The sequence below is a fragment of the Ekhidna sp. genome (assembly GCF_040223195.1).
Classification (GTDB): domain Bacteria; phylum Bacteroidota; class Bacteroidia; order Cytophagales; family Cyclobacteriaceae; genus Ekhidna.
Window position 1 is genome coordinate 13,895 of the sequence record NZ_JAVKDX010000004.1, and the last position, 20,279, is coordinate 34,173.

Sequence of the window (20,279 nt, forward strand, 5' to 3'; positions counted from 1 at the left end):
CAATGGATAAAAATGAAGGTTCATGTTCCTCCGAGTTCACATTTAAAGCTGCCTTGTGCAGCTTTTTTTATTTAAATAAACCGGTGAGAACCCTGATCTGAAACCGCCATTGAAAGATCACCAAGGTGGTGTGGTATGGGTCTGGGTGTGATCCCACCAAGTTCACATAACCCAGTATAAGCCGGTTTTTATTTCTCTTAATTTAATGAGTAAGAGCAGCACGCTGCAAGTAATCGTCTGCGCCACTCCACTGCTCTGCGCTGAATTCTTCCTTATCGCCACACAAGCCGATAAAGGTATTTTCACTGATGCGTCGCAACTTCACATAGGATGTGTCGTCTTCGAAAGAATAGAAATCTGTAAATTTTGTGAGGGTATCAATGCCGTGAACCCGATCGAGGGATATCACGCGCTGCTCGCATTGAATATCTGGTCCTGATTTGAAAACGAAAGACCTATCTGTAGTATCCAAAACAAACACAAAGCCACCGGGTATAAGCTCCTTGAGCGCATTGATTTTCTGATGAGTATCGTGAATAATCATAGTTATACGTTCTTAAATTAGGTGGCTTATCCCTACAAATTATGCAGGTATATCAAATGTACGCAGATACCTGATGGAAAATACCGCAGGAAAGTACGGCACTTTGGTTAGGCATTTTTACTAAAACTCAGGCTTTAATCAAGCCTAGGTTCATAGCCTTTTTGATCAATTCAGCCATGTTTTTGGCATTTAACTTTTTCATTATATTGCCCCTGTGAGCCTCAACGGTTCGCTCACTTATAAAGAGCTTCTCGGCAATTTCCTGACTTTTCAACCCGTCAGATATATCATTCAAAACTTCAATCTCCCGCTTGGTCAGTTGGACACTCTCCGCCTTTTTCTTTTCCTTCTTTATTTCCTTATATGAATTAAGGGCCGTATCAATGACCTCCCGGCTGAAAAATTTACCTCCTTCCAACACTTTTTCAATAGCTACCAAAATCTCATCGGCCACACTGTCTTTTACCACATATCCAGCTATGTTGAAATTGAGGCCCTCCATCACATATTCCTCATCTTTATACATGCTCAAAACAATGATCTTGACATCTGGAAATTTTTCCCCGATGATTTTGGAAGCCTCCAACCCCGTCATCTCCGGCATGGATATATCCATCAAAATGATATTGGGGACGTTTCCTTGCTCCATCGCTTCTATCGCTTTTGAGGCCCTATCGTACTCACCTACGATATCAATCGACTGATCCATGTCAATGATGCTCTTCACACCCTTTCGTACCAATTCGTGATCTTCTACGAGGAATAATTTAGTTTTCTTCATGTGGAATTTTTAAGCTAATGAATGTGCCCCCTCCCCTTTTTGTATCAATATTACACTCAGCGTTTAAAACTTCGGACCTAAAAAGCATATTTTGAAGGCCGTGATGCGATGTTTCATCCGTGTAGTCTCCCAATTCAAACCCGACCCCATCATCCTCTATTGTCATTTGGATGTGATCATCAAATCCGTAAAGCTGTATAGACGCATTGGTCGCCTGAGAATGCTTGATAATGTTAGAAATATTTTCCTGTGAGATTCTGTAAATGTTCACTTTATGCTTCATGTCCAGCTTGGGAAGATCCTGTGCATGAAATTCAAATCGGATATTGGAACTCTTGTTTGCCTGATCAATGATTTTTTTCAAACTCACATCGATGGGAAAATCGCTGAGCAGGGTGGGCAACAAACCGTCCGTCACCTTTCTCATTTCATCCAGAAACTGATCGATCATATCTGCTAGGATATCCCCGGAATCTCCTTTTTTCACCGCAAGCTTAATCATGTTGGCAATTTGACCTACGCCATCATGCAGGTCCCGGGCGATTCGCTCTCGCTCTTTTTCCTGGCCTTCAATGAATGAGAGCAAACGCCTGTTTTTCATGTCTTCATTTGCCTCTCTGATCCTCACACGCTCGGTGATGTCCTTGAAGAAAAAGAGCGTGTAATCTTCATCCAATGATACATAGTGAGAATAGAAATCGCCATAAACCCGATCAGTATCATTTAGAATGAGCTCCTTTTCCGTGGCATCCTCCATGCCCACAATTTCCTGATCGGCCTTTCCATTTTCATCAATGAAGTTGAGCACTTCGTTTATGTTCTTGTTGATAAGCTGATCAAACGAACGATCCGTGATAGACTCAACCACTGAATTGGTGTATTTGATGATACCTCCAGAATCCAATAAAAAAATAGCCTTATCAATCGAATTGATAATTGCCTGAAAGAGCTCGCTATTCTCCTTGATTTTTTTTTCTGCCTGAGCTTTGTACAAAGCCACATCTATATTCGAGAGTAGCTCCGCTTCATTGAATGGCTTTACCACATACCCGTATGGCAAACTAAATTTTGCCTTCTCAATCGTGGGCTCATCAGTCAGTGCAGTCAAAAATATGATTGGAATATCCAGGCTTTGTTTGATCTCGTATGCAGCATCAATTCCGTCGGAATTTGTCTCCATCATGATATCCATGAGGATGAGATCTGGATTTTCCCTTGCAGCAGCCTCCACAGCCTCTTTGCCGGAGTATACTGACACGACCTGATGGCCGCCTGATTCCAGCGCATGTTTTATATGCTGGTTAACGATAAGAGAGTCCTCGGCTACAAGAATTTTTCCCATGGGTTCGGATGATTATTATCAATTTATAAGATTTTGTGAGATATTACAATTGTAAGTGTCAGAAACAAATTCCAAAATGAAGGAGATTTTCATCGTATCAAAAAATACTTCACTTGCGAATTATTTATTTCTTCTGCTGGATGAAATATATCCTAATACCCTCTCTATGGCCATGGATTTTTCAGACCATTTGGACATGGTGATTATTGATTCAGAAACCATCTCTCCCCATGAAGCCAAAAGGTATGATGTAGAGATTCCAATCCTGCTTTTTGCATACGAAATCAAGCCGCTCCTTATTCAGTACACCTCTAAATATGACGTGAACGGGATCATCGCCCTCACGATGGAGGCGGAGGAGATCATGAAGACCATTCAGGTAGCTTTGGAAAAAGACATTTACTATAATGAAACGATGATCGGGATGCTCTTTTCCAACAAGGCAAATGAGATATCGGAGAAGGTTTCTTCTTTGACAGAGCGGGAAAATGAGATCTTGCTGCTGATGATGCAGGATATGACCAATGAGGAAATTGCCGTTAGGCTGGATCTGAGTGTGCGGACGATCAATGCACACAAAGGGAATATCATGAGGAAAATTGGATCCAAAACGACCAGCGGGCTTATTCAAACACTTTTGGACTATTCGGCAGACTTCAAAAAGTCACTTTAAATCCATTCTCCGGATCCACCTCAATAGAGCCCATCAGCTGCTTGGCGAACGTTTTTATGAGCGATATTCCAAGTCCCGAACTGCTTTGAAGGACATCAGACTCCACTTCCTTCCCATTATTGACCACTCGCAATACATTCTTCTTCTGCTGCTTGGCAAAGTGAATTGTGATAGTACCTTCCTCATTTTTTTCAAACCCATGTTTGATGGCATTTCCTACCATCTCGCTCACCATCAACCCGATGAGCAATGCCTTCTCCACATCCATCACAATCTGCTCAGAACTTACATCTATTCGGATATAGGATGATCCCAACAAAACCTGGAGCTCCTGAGCTATGTGATGGAGGTACTCGGATAGGTCAATTTCAGATACATTATAAAACTTATAAAGTTTGTCATGAATCACCGACATAGCTTTAATCCGATTGTTCACCTCATCAAAAATGGCTTTTGACTTGTCTGTTTCCAGGTCGTAAGATTTCAATGCCAAAATAGATGAAATCAACTGCATGTTGTTTTTCACACGGTGATGTACCTCTTTGATCAGCACATTCTTTTCATCCAGTGATTTTTCGAGCCTTTTCTGTAAGGTTTTGTCCAAGGTGATGTCATACAACACTCCCACCATACCTTTCATTTTTCCGCTTTGATCTCTCAAAACCCTAATAAATGACCTAAGATACTTTTCCTCACCTTCGACCATCACATTGATTTCAGACTCTAGAAAATTGATGCCATCCTTGATCATTTGAAGCCCTTCCCTGAACACAGTCTGATCACTCTCAACCAAATATTTTTGGCATTCTGCCAGTTTTTGGGGCTCCTTCGCATCGGTGAAAATAGAGTACATCTGATCTTCCCAGAAAATCTCATCTGTCTCCCGGTCATATTCCCAAACGCCCAGATTGGCGATCTCAGTCGCAAGCAAAATCCTGTCTGTCAGCCGCTTGATTTTGAGCTCAGCCTGCTTCTGCTCTGTCACGTCCTGCAGGGTTCCGATCATTTTGGTTACCCAGCCCTTCCCGTCAGATTGCATTCTGCCTCTTCCGGAAATCCACTTGATTTTGTTGGTTTTTAAATGCCGGATTCTAAACGTGTGATAAAAATCCTTTACCTGCTTGATGGCATTTCCGAGTGTCTCAGAAAAGCCGGGCAAATCTTCGGGATAAATAACCTTTTGAATGACTGAGGCGTGATTATCTGATAGCTCTATGCCCATAAGTGAAACCATCTCTTCCGATGGAGTAAAATATCCGGTTTCTACTTCGTATTCGTAGTTGGCTATCTTGGAAATACGCTGCGCTTCCAGCAGCTTAGACTGGCTATCCTGAAGCTTTCTTTCAGCCCTTTTTAAGTCCGTCACATCCAGCATGCCCGTAATAGACCGTTCAAATTTTCCATCTTCATCGTACTCCGCTACTGCTGAAAGAAGTACATCCATGACCTCACCGGATTTTTTCACATACTTATAGGCAGTATTTCTTACAAAACCATCCTTAAACAACTTCTCAAGGCTTTTTTCATGTTCCGCTATTGATTCCTTAGCCATGAAATCCAGCGGCGACTTCCCGATCACCTCGTTTCGCTCATACCCCATTTTTTCCAGCCAAAAGTCACTCACACTTATGATCTCCACTTTATCATTGATTGAGTGCATCATCACTGGAGCTTTGTTATAGATACTTCTATACTTCTTCAATGACCGCTCCAGGGCAAGCTCTATTTCCTTTCGTGTGTTTATGTTTTGCCAGGCTATGACCGCCCCGAAAGGTTCATCCAAGGGGGTGGCTCTCAGGTTATACCATTTGCCATCGGCAAGCTTCATCTCATGGTCAAGAATCTTTACTTTGTGATTTAAAATGGATTTCAAACCATTGATCAATTCGTAGCTCTCGTCAAAGTATGAGATAAAATCAAAAACCGAGCGTCCTACTTTGAGCTCAGAATAGAGCTGCCCTTCGATGTAGGATTTGAGGTTTCGATTGGTGCTTATAATAATTCCATTTTCATCCACTACCAGAATGGCCTGATCAAGAGCGTCAAGGATTCCTTGCTTCAGCGCTTCCTCACGTTGGGTTTTTCTTCCCGCCTCCACAAATTCAGTGATGTCTTCCGTGAAATAAACCACATTGTCCAGCGATCCATCCTGATCAAAAAGTGGATAATATTTAATCCGATAGGTTTTTTTCTCTCCGGCGTGGGTCAGCGGAATTTCTGCCGTGACCTCTCCCTGTTCGCCGCTGAAGGCCCGTCTGATCGTTTCCTTCTGCTTTTCGCTGGTAAAGACGTCATTGTGGAAAATATTAAAAACGCCAATGTATTCATTTGGATCAATCAGCCAGTAATCCACACATTTGGAGTTGGCTGCTACGAGTGTCCCATGACGGTCATAGATGGTGATCGCATAAGGTGCCTCGGTGATCATTTGCTTATATCGCTTCTCGCTCTCCCGCAACAGCAATCGGGAATTCTTTCGCTCCGTGATGTTAAGGATCAATCCCCGAAGCTTGTCAGGTCGGCCGTTTTCCTTCACGACTTCCACCAAATCCCTCACCCAAACAATACTTCCATCCTTGTGTACCAGCCGATATTCCAATTGATAGCTACCTACATCGGGTGCCTTATCACGCTCGTAAGCAATCACACGGACTTTGTCATCTTCGTACAATCGAGACTGCCAGAATCCTTCCTTCAACCAATCCTCCTTAGGAAATCCAAGCAATTCGCTAGCCTTGGGACTAATGTATGAGAAGGTCTGGGTACCGATTTTTGTCTCCCAGACAACAGCGTTTATGTTCTCCACAAGAATTTTGTACCGTCCGGCTTCTTCTCTTCTTTTCTTGTCACCCTCCACCTTATCAGTGACATTGGCAAAATTAGAAATGCCTCCGATCAGGTTGTTTTCATCATCGTAAATGGGCGCAGCATTGATAGAAAACCACCTAAGTTGACCATTAACTATGGCACCTTGCAGGTTGGAAGTGACAACTTTCCCCTCCTTTAACACAATATAAAAGGCATGATCCTTAGAGGATAAAGGCATTTGATCCTCCCCAAATTGTTCGCCCTCTTCATAGTGCCGGCCTATTAGATCAGAAGCTTCCTTTACGCCAATTAATCGAATTGCGGATGGATTGGCATAGACAATTATTCCCGAGAGATCAACCTGAATCACACCAAATGGCATGCTCTCCAAAACATTTTTGTGCGATATGTTTATCTCGGTTTCCAAAAAAGAGGGCTATTCGATCCAGATAAATTTATGGGAATAAGGCGAAAGAAGCTGACAATTTCTGGATTGATTACTGCGATAGGCATTTTAACTAAACCAAATTCCCTATAACCCCCGACGTTCCATTCAACGCGGTATTTGTCTCTTTGTAACAAGGAAAGAGGGTGCTAAAAACAAAGACGATAGTGGGGCGGCAACCTTGAAGAAATTTTTGGGATTCAAAACAAAAAATATCCCAGGTGTAAGGATACAATGCGTTCAGCAGTGTGATTAGGTGATTTAGGTGTCTCAAGGGAGACACCTTTTTTTATTTCCTGAACCTAAGCGCAATCCATCTATATGGTGTTCGTTCTCAATTTCTAGCTGTTCAATACCGAACGATAAATTTTCTGAATGCATTTGTAAATATCTATAAATCAATTATTTAGATTTTCTGGCATGCTGGTTGTATCATTATAGGCATGGCAACCAACCGAACAAATATTCGCCTAAGTCGAACACTGCTCATCTTGCTGGGCATCCTGCTCGCGTGTCTTTTGACGCTCAATGCCAAGTCGCTCTATTCAGCAGACTTATTGAGTGAACCGACCAACATTCAAACTGTAGACACCAACACTTCCAAAACACTACTTGACCAAATCAACATGATCAGTTTTAAAGATTTTGCTAAAAAAATATCATCTTTAAACTAAAGTAGAATGGAAATGACAAAACGACTTTTCAGATCAAATGATCGAATGCTGGGCGGTGTATGTGCAGGCCTGGCAGAATATCTTGGCTGGGATCCTACGCTGGTTCGGATTGCTTACATTATCCTCTCCATAGCAAGTATTGGTTTCCCGGGTATGCTGGTTTACATCATCCTGTGGATTGTGATGCCACCACGGTATTAAGCTCTATTGTAGAAGTTCATCCACCGGTCGGGCAGCTCGCCTTTTAGTGCCAGATCATAGTCACTATAGTTACAGGCAATCATTCTGTTTCGATTAAAGAGACCTTCCGCTTCCGGATTGGGCACCTCCATCCACCATCTCTCAGAGAGCTTGCTTTTATAAAATCGGATGGTTTCAGGCTCGCCTCCCATATGCACTTCATACATCAGGTAGTCATTGGATTTGAAGTTTTTATCCCCCTTTCTGTGATAGTATCCCTCAATGAAATACCAGATCATGGTTGCGAGCACAAAGGCCGTCTTGCGATCGTCCGAGTCCCTGGCTGCATCATAATTATATAACCCTACCGAGCTCATCTTTTCATTTTGTCCGGCATACCAGCACAACTGACAAGCCTCTTCACCGGTCAATCCATAAACTTTGGAATTTGACGCACCGGGTGCATAAAATGCTTGCAATGCCGACAGGTCAAAAGAGAGCATATCTGCGTCTCTGACAAGCGGCTCTATGTCCTTGATATTTTCTTTTACCACGCCTAACCTCACGGCTTCAAATGAAAGTCTCTCTAACAGTTCGATAGACTTCTGATTCGTCAGGTAGCTTTGGTAAGCCAGATGATAATAGCTAAAAAGATAATTGGGGCTATGCTTGAAAATCGTGCCCATATGACTCTTGTCCGGAGTGCCCTCTTCAAAATCCATCTGGTTATCAATGTTTAAGATAGACACCAGTTTTTCAGAGGCCTCATATGCATAATACTGCCCAAGATCAAGATCGTGGCTTCCGCCAAAGAGGACAGGGACGATACTTTTTTCCATGAGGTATCCGCATACTTCCTTCAACCTCAGATAGGTATCTTCAAGGGTTGGGCCATTCCGGAAATTTCCCAAATCAACGATTCCATAATCCCCATAGCCCTTTTTCAAAGTATACATTTGCTTTCTCACCTCATCTGCAGACTTGACGTCAGCCTTTTCATCTCCTCCACGGTATTCGCTAAGTCCAATTAGGGCAATATCCATTCCCTCATGGTCTGGCATCTTATGTCGATTGATGTAAATGGAAGACTGAAAGGACGCAGGATTTTGATCTACATCTACAACAGTGGGATTGAAAAAAAGCTTTAAGTCCATGAAGCTAATTTAGCCAGAAACAAAAAAGCCTCGCATTTCTGCGAGGCTTTGAATTGAAATCTTTTTATTATCCACCGAAATCATCGAATCGGATGTTCTCATCCGGGATTCCGAAATCCTCTCCCATTTTCTGAACCGCCTGGTTCATCAAAGGAGGCCCACAGAAGTAAAGCTCGATTTCTTCCGGCTGATCATGCTTGCTCAAATAATGATCAATTACCGCTTGGTGAACGAACCCAACAAATCCATCCCCTTCATCTTCCATGCTTTGTTTTGCTTTCCAATTATCCTCTGGCAGAGGCTCAGAAAGTACTATGTGGAATGAGAAGTTCGGGAAGCTTTTCTCCAGCTCCCAGAAATGCTCCAAATAGAAAAGCTCCCTTTTGGATCTACCACCGTACCAGTAGCTCACTTTTCTACCGGTTTTCAAAGTTTTGAACAGATGGTATAGGTGCGATCTCATTGGGGCCATACCAGCTCCACCACCCACATACAACATTTCTGCATCTGATGGATTAATGAAAAATTCTCCGTAAGGGCCTGAAATGGTCACTTTGTCACCTTCCTTCAAACCAAAAATGTAAGATGATGCAATACCTGGATTTACACTCATCCAGTTGTTTTTTGCTCTATCCCATGGTGGGGTAGCGATACGCACATTCAGCATGATCTCACGCCCTTCTGCAGGGTAAGAGGCCATGGAATATGCCCGCTCGATGGTCTCATCGTTTTTCATTTTCAGATCCCAAAGACCAAACTTGTCCCACTCCATTTGAAATTTCTTCGGATCATCATGCTCTTTCGGGTGAGCAGTGATATCAATGTCTTTAAAGTCTACCTCGCACTTTGGAACTTCAATCTGAATGTACCCTCCGGCCTCATAATCCATATCCTCCGGAAGTAACACCACAAATTCTTTAATGAAGGATGCCACGTTGTAGTTTCTCACTACGGTAGCCTCCCATTTCTTGATTCCGAAAATCTCTTCAGGAATCTCAATTTTCATGTCATTCTTCACCTTTACCTGGCAAGCAAGACGAACGTTTTCCTTTTGCTCGGTTCTGCTCAGGTGACCCACCTCTGTAGGGAGCACATCTCCCCCACCTTCTATCACTTTACACTTGCACATGGCGCAGGTACCGCCACCTCCGCATGCAGAAGGAAGGAATACGCTCTTTGCTGAAAGCGTGGATAGCAGAGTAGATCCCGCAGTAGTGACCATTGGGTTGTCTGAATCACCATTTACAGTGATTTTTACTGGTCCTGACTGAACCAACTTGGATTGCGCCAATAGCAGGATCAATACCAAAAGGAGTATTAAAGCTGTGAAGGCGATGATGGAAGTAATGACAATTGAAGACATATGTCTAAAACCTTTTTATTGAAAAATCAGGGGCAAATATAGTTGATATGGCCAACCATACTTACCGATTAATTGAACCTTTTTTAATCCCTTATTTTTAAACACAATCATCAGGTGAAATGTTGGTCTAATCCAACATTTTTAACAAAGTAGTAAGACGGGTTTTTAGCTGGCGCCTATCCACAATGAAATCAAGAAAGCCGTGATCCAATACAAACTCCGAACTCTGGAATCCTTTAGGTAAATCCTTACCGATTGTTTCACGAATTACTCGTGGGCCGGCAAAGCCAATCAATGCTCCTGGCTCTGCAATATTGAAATCCCCAAGCATTGCATAAGAAGCCGTAACTCCACCTGTTGTAGGATCTGTCAATAGTGAGATATATGGAATCTTGGCCTCTGATAGCAGCGCAAGCTTGGCTGAAGTTTTTGCCATCTGCATCAGGGAAAATCCAGCTTCCATCATTCGGGCTCCACCTGATTTCGATATCATTAGAAAGGGGATCTTATTCTTCAGTGAATAGTCAATGGCCCGAGCAATCTTCTCTCCCACTACTGATCCCATAGACCCACCAATGAACGCAAAGTCCATGCAAGACACCACAAGGTTCAGTCCATTCATTTTCCCTGTGGCGCTTCGTACTGCATCCTTTAATTGGGTCTTCTTCTGGGTGGACTTAATACGATCAGGGTATTTCTTTGTATCCTCAAACTTGAGTGGATCACCCGAAGATAAATCGGCATCCAGCTCAGTAAATTTATTGTCATCAAAAAGTATTTCGAAATACTCTTTTGAACCAATTCGCACATGATAATCATCATCCGGGCATACGTAAGAATTGTTTTTTAACTCTCGCATATGAATGATTGTGCCACTTGGGGTCTTGTACCAAAGTCCATCCGGGACTTCCTTCTTATCCTCCGTCTTGGTGAGTATTCCTTTGCTTTGTCGCTTAAACCACGCCATTCGAATTCTATCTCAGTGAATCGGCAAAGCTAAATGATAATTGCGAAAAGGGATCAACTAAAACAATCTTCCATTTTTGCTAAATTGTATCATGCTAAAGTCAAAATCACCATCACTAAAATCGCATGAAGTCAACGCTTAGTCTAGTCCTTTTCCTGTCAATGGTTACATCTACTATAGCCCAAAACAAAGTGGATAGCCTGAGGTCTGCATTGGAATCTGCATCGGGTGCAAATGAGAAAGTGAAGACACTCATTTTGATAGCGGACCAGTACCAAAACCCAAACGACAAGCTCGTGTACGTTAGAGAGGCTTATGCCCTTTCGCCAGAAGCAAGCGACGAAAACAAGATTCGGGCGGCCAACAAAATGGGTGTTTGCCATGGTATGTTGGGGCAAATCGACTCATCTAAGTTTTATTTTAATAAGGCACTGGAGGCAAGCCTTATTAGCCAGGATAGTGTTTTCATTTCCAGTGCTTACAATGGCCTGGGCAATCTCTCCAGAATCAGTGGGGATTTGGATGGAGCGCTTGCCAACTTCCTGAATGCTCTCAACTATTCAGACGCAGTTCCAAACAGGCAGTGGGAAGCGGATATTTTGACCAACATTTCCGGGGTTCATTTTGACTTAAAAAATTATGAAACGGCACTGGAAAAAGTTTTTGAGGCCAGGGATATTTACGAAAGTCTCAATGACGAGAAAAACATCTCGTATACAGCAAACCTGCTGGCCATTGTCTATCGAGCGCTGGGCGAGCTGGATAAGGCCTTTTTATATAACCAGGAAGCACTGCAGATGCTTTTGGAAATCAGGGACACTACTCAAATTATCTACAACTATGTAAATACCACGGAGATTTTGATTCAGCAGAATCAATTTGACAAGGCTGCAGAGCATGCATTGAAAACCATAAAACTGGCCGATCAATTCGGAGAGCGTGACCCCCACATCACCAGCCTGCTCACCCTTTCGAGCATCTACTATCGACAAGGGAAGATCACACTGGCAAAAAAATATGCCGAGGAGGGAATTACAATGGCAAAGCGATTTGAGTTTAATGGTCAACTGCCCAATGCCTACATGCTTCAATCACTGATTGAATCTGCCATGGGAAATTATCTCGATGCTTACAAGTGGACTGAACTCAGGCAAGCAGCCAATGACTCCATCCGAAGCAGGGAGATAGCAGACAAAATTTCGGAACTGAATGTGCAGTATGAAACCAAGGAAAAGGAAAACGAGATTGCAAGACTGAACGCAGAGCAGGAAGTAAAAAGCCTGGAGCTGGAGCAGGCCCAAACACGAAATTTCTTTCTTTCCACTTTGGCTATACTAACCATCATAGTGGGGGCAGTCATCTTCTACCTGTACCGCCAGCGCATGAAGATCAATCGTCAGTTGAAGGCGGTAAACCACACCAAGGATCGCCTGTTTTCCATGATTGCCCACGATATAAAAAACCCCCTCAGCGCTTTTAAATCTATCGCCCAGGCACTGGATGAAAACTACAAATCCATGTCTGAAGATCAGCTAAATCTATTCATTTCGCAGCTAGATACCTCCTCCAGCAAACTTCTGGATCTACTCCAAAACCTGCTGGAATGGTCCATCACGGAATCGGGAAGCCTTCGTTTTCATCCAGAAAAAGTGAAATTGAAAGAAGTGGCAAATGAGGCCATTGAGCTCTTCAAGGGGGCATCAGATGCAAAGCAATTAACCATAGAAAACAAGATTGATGAATCTGAAGAGGTCACTGCGGACTATAAAATGCTCTTCTCTATCATACGAAACCTTATCTCCAATTCGGTAAAATTCACCCGGGTCAATGGCCGCATTTCCATCGAATCAAAACCAAACGGACAATTGATAGAAATTGTGGTCGCTGATGACGGGCAAGGAATGACTCCCGAGCAAGTAACCAATCTTTTTGATAAGAACTCAGTCACAGATAAAGATGGGACGGGGCTTGGGTTGGTCCTCTGCAAAGAATTTGTGGAGAAAAATGGCGGCAATATTTGGGTGGAAAGTGAAAAAGGGAGTGGCACTACCTTTAAGTTCACATTGAAACGGGCTGCATAGCATGGATAAAATCAGGTTGGTAATTGTGGACGATCATGAAATAGTGAGGCTGGGTCTTACCGCCCTACTCATGGGAAATGACCACTTTGAAATAATTGGAAGTGTTGGATCAAACAATGAGCTGCTTGATTTCCTAAAAAATGATCAGCCAGACCTCATTCTCCTAGACATCAACCTTCCTGGAATTTCCGGGTTGGAATGCCTGAAGAACATCAAAAAACACCACCACGAAATCAAAGTGCTGATGATCTCTGCAAACGTAAATGCCCACTTCATAGAGTCAAGCATTAAAAACGGGGCTCATGGCTACCTTCACAAGGATTGCACAAAAGAAGAGCTCTGGGAAGCCCTTGAAACTGTGGCCCGGGATCAGATGTATTTTAGCAAAACCATTTCTCCGTCTGTGTATGAATCCCTGGCTGCCAAATTGCGAAACGCCTCTTCAGCTATGGATCTTTCCGACCGTGAAATTGAAGTTTTAATCGGATTTGCCGAAGGTCATTCCTACGCTGAAATAGCAGAAAATCTCTCCATTTCAAAGAAAACCGTGGAAGCACATAAGAAATCAATCTATGATAAGTTGGGATTCAAGTCTAATGCAGACTTGGTCAAATATGCGATCAAACACCGGTTCGTAGAGCTTTGATTAGGGTATTTCCTTAACTACAATCAGGAATATTCCCGATTGAGTTTGGTCGCTCATTACTTCAACTTTATAGTTGAAAAATAATCACCTTTTTTCTATGAATTTGACTGACGAGTATTTCTCAAAACTGAAGAATCTGTTGTTCAGGTTTGAGATGATGATATTGATGATCATTTTTTTGGTAGAAGTCGTTAGGACTTCATTTTAGCTGGTTGAAAAAAGAGGGGTCTATGGTTGGGCCCCTTATTTTACCTCTTCATAATCGACATATTCTCCCCCACTGAAGCTACCGCCTTTTTTGGCTCTGTTCCCGGGAATGTTGTCAATGTTCAGATTGCTATCCTGTGATCTGCGGGGCTGATCAGAATAATGTCGCCGATTAAACTGCTGGTGTCGGGTAAAGCCACCAAAAAGTCCCGAAAAAAGGAACGATGTGATTCGATAAAAAACGTATCCAATGAGGATAAGTATGATGATTACTTTCAGCATGCCTATTAAACCTATCTGCTCAGGTACAAGTTTCGTTCAGCATAGATTTCCATGAAATAATCATCCATCAGGTCATCTATGAAGTAGATGGCCTCTCCTGTAGACTTCATTTCAGGCCCAAGCTCCTTGTTTACATTCGGAAATTTATGGAACGAAAACACCGGCTCCTTAATCGCATACCCTTTCTTGTAAGGTTTGAAGTCAAAGTCCGTCACCTTCTTCTCTCCCAGCATCACTTTGGTGGCATAGTTTACATACGGCTCACGATATGCCTTGCAAATGAACGGTACCGTTCGTGACGCTCTCGGATTGGCTTCAATGATGTAGACCTTATCATCTTTAATTGCGAATTGAATATTGATCAATCCGACCGTTTCCAGTGCCACGGCAATCTTTTTCGTGTAATCTTCAATCTGACGCATTACAAGATCACCTAAGTTATAAGGAGGTAGTACCGCATATGAATCGCCCGAGTGAATGCCTGCCGGCTCAATGTGCTGCATGATGCCGATGATGTAGACATTTTCCCCATCACAGATAGCATCTGCCTCAGCCTCAATCGCTCCTTCCAGAAAGTGATCCAAAAGAATTTCACCGTCAGGTTTGTCTTTAAGGATGTCTACCACATGCTGCTCAAGCTCGGTCTCATTGATCACGATTTTCATACTTTGGCCCCCAAGTACATAGCTTGGTCGTACCAGCAAGGGGAATCCAAGCTTCTTAGAAAGCTCTACCGCCTCCTCGGCATTTTCGATGGTTCCATAAAGTGGATAAGGAATATTTTGTTCTTTCAAAAGATCCGAGAATCGTCCCCTTGCCTCAGCAAGATCCAATGCCTCGAAACTTGTCCCAATGATCTTGATCCCGTATCGCTCCAGCTTCTCTGCCAACTTCAATGCCGTCTGTCCACCCAGCTGGACGATCACACCTTCCGGCTTTTCATGAAGGATGATATCATAAATATGTTCCCAGAAAACCGGCTCGAAATAGAGCTTGTCTGCTACATCAAAATCCGTGGAAACCGTTTCCGGGTTGCAGTTGATCATGATGGTCTCATAGCCACATTCTTTGGCTGCCAGCACACCATGCACACAGGAGTAATCAAACTCAATCCCCTGACCGATACGATTTGGTCCGGAACCAAGCACAATGATTTTCTTCTTATCGGTGACTACCGACTCATTTTCTTCCTCAAAAGTTGAGTAATAGTATGGGGTCTGGGCTTCAAACTCCGCCGCACAAGTGTCCACCAGTTTGTATACACGCTTGATGCCCAGATCATTTCTTTTCTTATAAACCTCGCTCTCCAGGCATTTCAGAAGATGCGCAATCTGCCGATCCGCATAGCCCTTTTGCTTAGCCTCCATCAGCAGCTCTTTTGGGATAGAGCCTATATCATATTTCTCAATCTCCTTTTCCAGTGTGATCAATTCCTCAATTTGATTAAGGAACCATGGATCAATCTTGGTTAGTTTGTGAATCGTCTTAAATGGTATGCCGAGCTTGAACGCATCATAAATATGGAACAGCCTGTTCCAGCTTGGATTTTCCAGGCTGTGAAGGATCGCTTCCTGGTCTTTCAACTCACGTCCGTCCGCCCCAAGTCCGTTTCGCTTGATTTCCAGTGATTGGCAAGCCTTCTGAAGTGCCTCCTGAAAGTTTCTTCCAATTCCCATGGCTTCTCCCACAGACTTCATCTGAAGTCCAAGTCTTCGGTCAGAGCCTTTGAACTTGTCGAAATTCCAGCGTGGTACTTTTACAATTGTGTAGTCAATGGCCGGCTCGAAGAAAGCAGAGGTTGTCTTGGTAATTTGATTTTTCAGCTCGTCGAGGTTGTACCCAATGGCCAGTTTTGCAGCGATCTTTGCAATGGGGTATCCGGTAGCTTTGGAAGCAAGTGCCGAAGACCTGGAAACCCTCGGGTTAATTTCAATGCCGATGATATCTTCAGTGTCAGGGTTGACGGAGAACTGAACATTACACCCTCCGGCAAAGTGACCAATCCCGTTCATCATCTTCTTGGCCATGTCCCGCATTTTCTGATACACCGTATCAGACAGGGTCATTGCAGGAGCCACCGTGATTGAGTCACCGGTGTGCACGCCCATCGGGTCGAAGTTTTCGATCGAACAGATGATGATAATGTTTCCGAGGTTGTCCCTAAGTAGCTCTAGCTCATATTCTTTCCAGCCGAGGATGCTTTGCTCCACCAGTACCTCATGAATCGGGGAGGCCTGCAATCCTGCATTCAGGGCATTGTCAAATTCCTCAGGAGAGTTGACAAACCCGCCTCCATATCCGCCCAGGGTATAGGAAGGACGGATCACGAGCGGAAAACCAATTCTTTGTGCGATCTCCTTTCCCTTCAAAAATGAGGTGGCTGTTTCCCCTTCACACACGCCCACTCCAAGCTCAATCATCTTATGACGAAATTTTTCCCTGTCCTCAGTGGTCTCAATTGCATCAATATTTACCCCGATCATCTCCACATTGTACTTCTCCCAAATGCCCGCTTTATCGCAATCAATCGCAAGATTCAGGGCAGTCTGTCCACCCATGGTGGGGAGTACCGCATCAATCTGCGGATGTGCTTCCAGAATTTCACGAATCGATTGTTTGGTCAAAGGCTTCAGGTACACATTATCGGCAGTAACCGGGTCGGTCATAATCGTGGCGGGGTTGGAATTGATCAGGGTAACTTCAATTCCCTCCTCTCTCAACGACTTTGAAGCTTGAGAACCTGAGTAGTCAAATTCGCAAGCCTGACCGATGATAATGGGTCCACTTCCAATAATTAGTACTGATTTGATATTTGGGTTTTTAGGCATGAGATGAGTGTATTTCCTGTTAGTCAGGTTAAAACAAATTCCGGCAAAATTAAGGTATGAAGAATGGGTAGCAAAGGAATTTCTTAATTAGTGACCGGGTTAATTGGTAGGTAAGCCATAAGGCTGAATATTTGCGAAACGAACAGAACCCAAAAGACATGAAACAAGCTTTTATTGTAGATGGAATCCGTACGCCAATTGGAAATTTTGGAGGGACTTTGTCTGCCGTCAGGACGGATGACTTAGCTGCATTGGTAATCAAGGAGCTGATGGCAAGAAACTCATCTTTGGATCCTGCTTTGATCGATGAGGTCATCATGGGTTGCGCCAATCAGGCTGGGGAGGATAATAGAAATGTGGCCCGTATGGCTTTACTTCTTGCAGGGTTGCCCTATTCTGTTCCGGGAGAAACTGTCAATAGACTCTGCGCTTCAGGAATGTCAGCCATCGTTCATGCGAATCGGGCAATTAAGACCGGTGACGGAGACCTGTTTATAGCCGGAGGTGTGGAAAATATGACCCGTGGGCCCTGGGTGATTTCAAAATCCGCCAAGCCATTTGGCACAGATGCGCAGATGTATGATTCTAGCTTTGGATGGCGGTTCATCAACCCTAAAATGGAAGAACTATACGGAACTGACGGCATGGGACAGACCGCAGAAAACCTGGTGGACATTCACAAAATTAGCCGTGAAGATCAGGATGCTTTTGCCTATCGCTCTCAGATGAAAGCTACCGAGGCTCAGAAAAATGGAAGATTAGCTGAAGAGATTGTGGCAGTTGAGATCCCTCAGCGAAAGGGTGATCCGATTGTCTTCGATACCGATGAGTTTGTGAAACCAACTACCACTATGGAGGTGCTGGGAAAACTTCGTGCCGCTTTCAAAAAAGACGGATCGGTGACCGCCGGAAATTCCTCGGGATTAAACGACGGGGCTGCTGCCGTTTTGGTGGCTTCTGAAGATGGAGTGAAAAACAACAACCTTAAACCACTGGCTCGAATCGTGTCCTCCGCAGTTGTTGGCGTGGAGCCCAGAATCATGGGAATCGGCCCGGTAGAAGCTACTCAGAAAGCACTGGCCAAAGCCGGTCTTACACTTGATCAAATAGACATCATTGAATTGAATGAAGCATTTGCCGCTCAGTCACTTGCCTGTACCAGATCGCTGGGACTAGCGGATGATGATGATGAACGCATCAACCCGAATGGAGGTGCGATCGCCATCGGTCACCCGCTTGGAATGACAGGGGCTAGAATCACACACTCTGCTGCTTTGCAGCTTCAAAAAACAGGAAAGAACTATGCGCTTTGTACCATGTGTATAGGCGTGGGGCAGGGCTATGCAGTGATTCTGGAAAGAGCATAAAAAAAGGGGCTTGTAGCCCCTTTCAATTTTATTTATTCCTCAGGATCAACCCCTTCCCAGGATTCTAACTCCCAGATTGAATTGCATGTATTTGAGGTCTCCTGCAATATTGTAGGCTACTCCAAGGTTTAGCCTACCGATAAATACCCCAGCTCTCGGGGCAAAGCCAAATTCAGATTCTGTTGCACTTTCAGCCACAACCATACCTGAGACAGAGGCCTCTCCTGTTTTCACAAAATACAATCCAATTCCAGCACCGGCATAAGGACTTACTTTGTTTCCTGAAAATCTATACGTCCCTGTGCCTAAAACAGGAACTACAGCAGCAGCGGATACTTCCGTATTTGCTGTGCCAACAGAGTTAATGTCCCCTCCGGCGAGCCCATTGAATCCGATCAATAGTCCCACATCCAGGTTGTCACTCATCGCATATCTTGGCTCAAGATAAACTCCGGCTCCAAAACTATAGGTGTCGGCAGCATCCCCCTGAGGCAGATTGCCATTAAGGCCAAACTCAAAGTGAAACTGGGCACTAGCTGTGAACGCAAAAAGAGTCACAGCACAAAAACTTAAGATTACTTTTTTCATAATGGTAGTAGTTAGTGAATTTTGAGGGTAAAGGAATAGGTATAAAAAACTAATTGGAATACCATTCCCACGGTATTTATCGAAAAAACAATGATCTATTCATTCAAAAACATCAAACCGGTTGTCCACCCCTCCTCTTTTATCCACCCTCTTGCCGCTGTGACAGGTGATGTGATCATCGGGAGAGATGTATATGTGGGGCCTGGAGCGGCCATTCGAGGGGATTGGGGAAGAATCGTGATCGAAGATGGATGCAATGTGCAGGAAAACTGCACCATCCATATGTTTCCCGGAATCACGATAACGCTTCAGGAAAGTGCGCACATTGGGCATGGGGCAATCATTCATGGTGCCCAGATCGGGAAAAATGTGCTGGTAGGCATGAATGCGGTGATCATGGACAATGCTGTGATCGGAGATGAAAGCATTGTAGGAGCATTAAGTTTCGTGAAAGCAGATGAGGTTTTTGAAAAAAGGAGTCTGATTGTGGGCAATCCCGCCAAAAGGATCAAAGAGGTAACTGATGACATGATCCAGTGGAAAACCGAGGGAACTAAGCTTTACCAACAATTGCCAAAGGAGTGTTTCGAATCACTGAAAGAATGCGAACCTTTGCGAGAAGTAGAGCCCAATCGGCCAATTGCCTCTGCGGACTACAAAACCTGGAACGAAACAAAAAAGTAGACCCCCATCCATGAAGGAAAAGAATATGCACATTGCTGTGTCTGGCAATATAGGTGCAGGAAAAACCACACTCACTGAAATGCTCGCAAAGCATTACGGATGGCATCCGGAGTTTGAATCAACTGACGACAACCCTTACCTTGAGGATTTTTATGGGGACATGCACAAGTGGGCTTTCCACCTTCAGATCTACTTTTTGAACAGCCGCTTCGAACAAATCAACCGGCTCAGAACCGGGGACAAAACCATCATTCAGGACCGGACGATCTATGAGGATGCCTACATCTTCGCCAAAAGCCTTCACAAGCAGGGCTTTTTCAAGGATCGGGATTACAAGAATTATAAAGCAATCTTTGATTCAATGATCAATTTTGTAAAAGCCCCTGACCTACTGATCTACCTGAAGTCTGACATTAGCAAGCTTGTAAAAAATATCGAAACGAGAGGCCGAGACTATGAAAGCCAGATCAGGATTGACTACCTGAAAGGGCTCAATCAGCATTATGAAGACTGGATCGACAATTATGACGAGGGGAAACTTTTGATCATTGATGTGACCGATATTGATTTCGTGAAAAATCCAGAACACTTTTCTGATATCGTTTTTAAGATTGATTCGGAATTGCATGGCTTGTTCAGTTAGCCTACTCTTCCGAACCCATTAA

18 protein-coding genes are annotated in these 20,279 nt (G+C 43.8%); 8 read left to right on the forward strand and 10 right to left on the reverse strand.

Translation table 11 applies throughout. From position 1 onward, the window contains the following. Window positions 1-202: 202 nt before the first annotated feature. The 3 genes from RLN88_RS00885 to RLN88_RS00895 form a co-directional block, all read right to left on the reverse strand. The gene (locus RLN88_RS00885; RefSeq protein ID WP_350219487.1) at window positions 203-544 is read right to left on the reverse strand and encodes a hypothetical protein; all 342 of its coding nucleotides are present in this window, start codon (window positions 542-544) and stop codon (window positions 203-205) included. A 127-nt stretch (window positions 545-671) separates the two neighbouring features. Next, a complete protein-coding gene (locus RLN88_RS00890) occupies window positions 672-1,325 on the reverse strand; it encodes a response regulator (RefSeq protein ID WP_350219488.1) in 654 nt (217 codons plus the stop codon). Then, window positions 1,312-2,667 (reverse strand): response regulator, encoded by a 1,356-nt coding sequence (locus tag RLN88_RS00895; protein WP_350219489.1) that lies wholly within the window; start codon window positions 2,665-2,667, stop codon window positions 1,312-1,314. The genes RLN88_RS00890 and RLN88_RS00895 overlap by 14 nt, the downstream gene beginning before the upstream one ends. A gap of 76 nt (window positions 2,668-2,743) precedes the next feature. Here RLN88_RS00895 and RLN88_RS00900 point away from each other — a divergent pair, with 76 nt between their 5' ends. Then, window positions 2,744-3,340 carry a LuxR C-terminal-related transcriptional regulator gene (locus RLN88_RS00900; protein ID WP_350219490.1) on the forward strand — a complete coding sequence of 199 codons (597 nt, stop codon included), beginning with the start codon at window positions 2,744-2,746 and terminating at the stop codon, window positions 3,338-3,340. On the opposite strand, the gene RLN88_RS00905 is transcribed toward RLN88_RS00900, so the two are convergent. Beyond that, a complete protein-coding gene (locus RLN88_RS00905; protein WP_350219491.1) occupies window positions 3,324-6,575 on the reverse strand; it encodes a PAS domain-containing sensor histidine kinase in 3,252 nt (1,083 codons plus the stop codon). The two genes, RLN88_RS00900 and RLN88_RS00905, sit on opposite strands and share 17 nt — an antisense overlap. Before the next feature lie 461 nt (window positions 6,576-7,036). Here RLN88_RS00905 and RLN88_RS00910 point away from each other — a divergent pair, with 461 nt between their 5' ends. Beyond that, entirely contained in the window at window positions 7,037-7,267 is a 231-nt protein-coding gene (locus tag RLN88_RS00910; protein ID WP_350219492.1) for a hypothetical protein, read from the forward strand. A 12-nt stretch (window positions 7,268-7,279) separates the two neighbouring features. Next, the gene (locus RLN88_RS00915) at window positions 7,280-7,468 is read left to right on the forward strand and encodes a PspC domain-containing protein (RefSeq protein WP_350219493.1); all 189 of its coding nucleotides are present in this window, start codon (window positions 7,280-7,282) and stop codon (window positions 7,466-7,468) included. Here RLN88_RS00915 and RLN88_RS00920 read toward each other — a convergent pair. The 3 genes from RLN88_RS00920 to accD form a co-directional block, all read right to left on the reverse strand. Further along, window positions 7,465-8,601 carry a formimidoylglutamase gene (locus tag RLN88_RS00920; RefSeq protein ID WP_350219494.1) on the reverse strand — a complete coding sequence of 379 codons (1,137 nt, stop codon included), beginning with the start codon at window positions 8,599-8,601 and terminating at the stop codon, window positions 7,465-7,467. The two genes, RLN88_RS00915 and RLN88_RS00920, sit on opposite strands and share 4 nt — an antisense overlap. 67 nt (window positions 8,602-8,668) lie before the next feature. After that, window positions 8,669-9,964: an NADH:ubiquinone reductase (Na(+)-transporting) subunit F gene (nqrF, locus tag RLN88_RS00925; RefSeq protein WP_350219495.1), complete on the reverse strand. Its 1,296-nt coding sequence runs from the start codon at window positions 9,962-9,964 to the stop codon at window positions 8,669-8,671. Between the two features lie 127 nt (window positions 9,965-10,091). Beyond that, on the reverse strand, window positions 10,092-10,931 hold the full coding sequence (accD, locus tag RLN88_RS00930; protein WP_350219496.1) for an acetyl-CoA carboxylase, carboxyltransferase subunit beta: 840 nt from the start codon (window positions 10,929-10,931) through the stop codon (window positions 10,092-10,094). A 125-nt stretch (window positions 10,932-11,056) separates the two neighbouring features. On the opposite strand from accD, the gene RLN88_RS00935 reads away from it, so the two are divergent. Continuing rightward, window positions 11,057-13,012, forward strand: coding sequence for a sensor histidine kinase (locus tag RLN88_RS00935; RefSeq protein ID WP_350219497.1), 1,956 nt, complete (start codon window positions 11,057-11,059; stop codon window positions 13,010-13,012). 1 nt (window position 13,013) lies between these two features. Further along, the gene (locus RLN88_RS00940) at window positions 13,014-13,658 is read left to right on the forward strand and encodes a response regulator (protein WP_350219498.1); all 645 of its coding nucleotides are present in this window, start codon (window positions 13,014-13,016) and stop codon (window positions 13,656-13,658) included. A 243-nt stretch (window positions 13,659-13,901) separates the two neighbouring features. Here the strand turns inward: RLN88_RS00940 and RLN88_RS00945 are convergent, their stop codons facing one another. Next, window positions 13,902-14,147, reverse strand: a complete 246-nt coding sequence (locus RLN88_RS00945; protein WP_350219499.1) for a hypothetical protein — start codon at window positions 14,145-14,147, stop codon at window positions 13,902-13,904. Window positions 14,148-14,158: 11 nt separating this feature from the next. Further along, complete coding sequence (gene carB, locus RLN88_RS00950; protein ID WP_350219500.1) at window positions 14,159-16,975, reverse strand: carbamoyl-phosphate synthase large subunit; 2,817 nt, start codon at window positions 16,973-16,975, stop codon at window positions 14,159-14,161. A gap of 158 nt (window positions 16,976-17,133) precedes the next feature. Here carB and pcaF point away from each other — a divergent pair, with 158 nt between their 5' ends. Continuing rightward, the gene (pcaF, locus tag RLN88_RS00955; protein ID WP_350219501.1) at window positions 17,134-18,342 is read left to right on the forward strand and encodes a 3-oxoadipyl-CoA thiolase; all 1,209 of its coding nucleotides are present in this window, start codon (window positions 17,134-17,136) and stop codon (window positions 18,340-18,342) included. Between the two features lie 45 nt (window positions 18,343-18,387). On the opposite strand, the gene RLN88_RS00960 is transcribed toward pcaF, so the two are convergent. Further along, entirely contained in the window at window positions 18,388-18,930 is a 543-nt protein-coding gene (locus tag RLN88_RS00960) for a putative outer membrane beta-barrel protein (protein ID WP_350219502.1), read from the reverse strand. A gap of 90 nt (window positions 18,931-19,020) precedes the next feature. Here RLN88_RS00960 and RLN88_RS00965 point away from each other — a divergent pair, with 90 nt between their 5' ends. Continuing rightward, window positions 19,021-19,614, forward strand: a complete 594-nt coding sequence (locus RLN88_RS00965; RefSeq protein ID WP_350219503.1) for an acyltransferase — start codon at window positions 19,021-19,023, stop codon at window positions 19,612-19,614. A 25-nt stretch (window positions 19,615-19,639) separates the two neighbouring features. Beyond that, window positions 19,640-20,257, forward strand: a complete 618-nt coding sequence (locus RLN88_RS00970; RefSeq protein WP_350219575.1) for a deoxynucleoside kinase — start codon at window positions 19,640-19,642, stop codon at window positions 20,255-20,257. Window positions 20,258-20,279 lie beyond the last annotated feature (22 nt).

Bases quoted from the DNA above. Each gene is read 5' to 3' on its own strand.
- RLN88_RS00885 (WP_350219487.1), bottom strand. From the start codon at position 544: ATGATTATTCACGATACTCATCAGAAAATCAATGCGCTCAAGGAGCTT.
- RLN88_RS00890 (WP_350219488.1), bottom strand. From the start codon at position 1,325: ATGAAGAAAACTAAATTATTCCTCGTAGAAGATCACGAATTGGTACGA.
- RLN88_RS00895 (WP_350219489.1), bottom strand. From the start codon at position 2,667: ATGGGAAAAATTCTTGTAGCCGAGGACTCTCTTATCGTTAACCAGCAT.
- RLN88_RS00900 (WP_350219490.1), top strand. From the start codon at position 2,744: ATGAAGGAGATTTTCATCGTATCAAAAAATACTTCACTTGCGAATTAT.
- RLN88_RS00910 (WP_350219492.1), top strand. From the start codon at position 7,037: ATGGCAACCAACCGAACAAATATTCGCCTAAGTCGAACACTGCTCATC.
- RLN88_RS00915 (WP_350219493.1), top strand. From the start codon at position 7,280: ATGACAAAACGACTTTTCAGATCAAATGATCGAATGCTGGGCGGTGTA.
- RLN88_RS00920 (WP_350219494.1), bottom strand. From the start codon at position 8,601: ATGGACTTAAAGCTTTTTTTCAATCCCACTGTTGTAGATGTAGATCAA.
- nqrF (WP_350219495.1), bottom strand. From the start codon at position 9,964: ATGTCTTCAATTGTCATTACTTCCATCATCGCCTTCACAGCTTTAATA.
- accD (WP_350219496.1), bottom strand. From the start codon at position 10,931: ATGGCGTGGTTTAAGCGACAAAGCAAAGGAATACTCACCAAGACGGAG.
- RLN88_RS00935 (WP_350219497.1), top strand. From the start codon at position 11,057: ATGAAGTCAACGCTTAGTCTAGTCCTTTTCCTGTCAATGGTTACATCT.
- RLN88_RS00940 (WP_350219498.1), top strand. From the start codon at position 13,014: ATGGATAAAATCAGGTTGGTAATTGTGGACGATCATGAAATAGTGAGG.
- RLN88_RS00945 (WP_350219499.1), bottom strand. From the start codon at position 14,147: ATGCTGAAAGTAATCATCATACTTATCCTCATTGGATACGTTTTTTAT.
- carB (WP_350219500.1), bottom strand. From the start codon at position 16,975: ATGCCTAAAAACCCAAATATCAAATCAGTACTAATTATTGGAAGTGGA.
- pcaF (WP_350219501.1), top strand. From the start codon at position 17,134: ATGAAACAAGCTTTTATTGTAGATGGAATCCGTACGCCAATTGGAAAT.
- RLN88_RS00960 (WP_350219502.1), bottom strand. From the start codon at position 18,930: ATGAAAAAAGTAATCTTAAGTTTTTGTGCTGTGACTCTTTTTGCGTTC.
- RLN88_RS00965 (WP_350219503.1), top strand. From the start codon at position 19,021: ATGATCTATTCATTCAAAAACATCAAACCGGTTGTCCACCCCTCCTCT.
- RLN88_RS00970 (WP_350219575.1), top strand. From the start codon at position 19,640: ATGCACATTGCTGTGTCTGGCAATATAGGTGCAGGAAAAACCACACTC.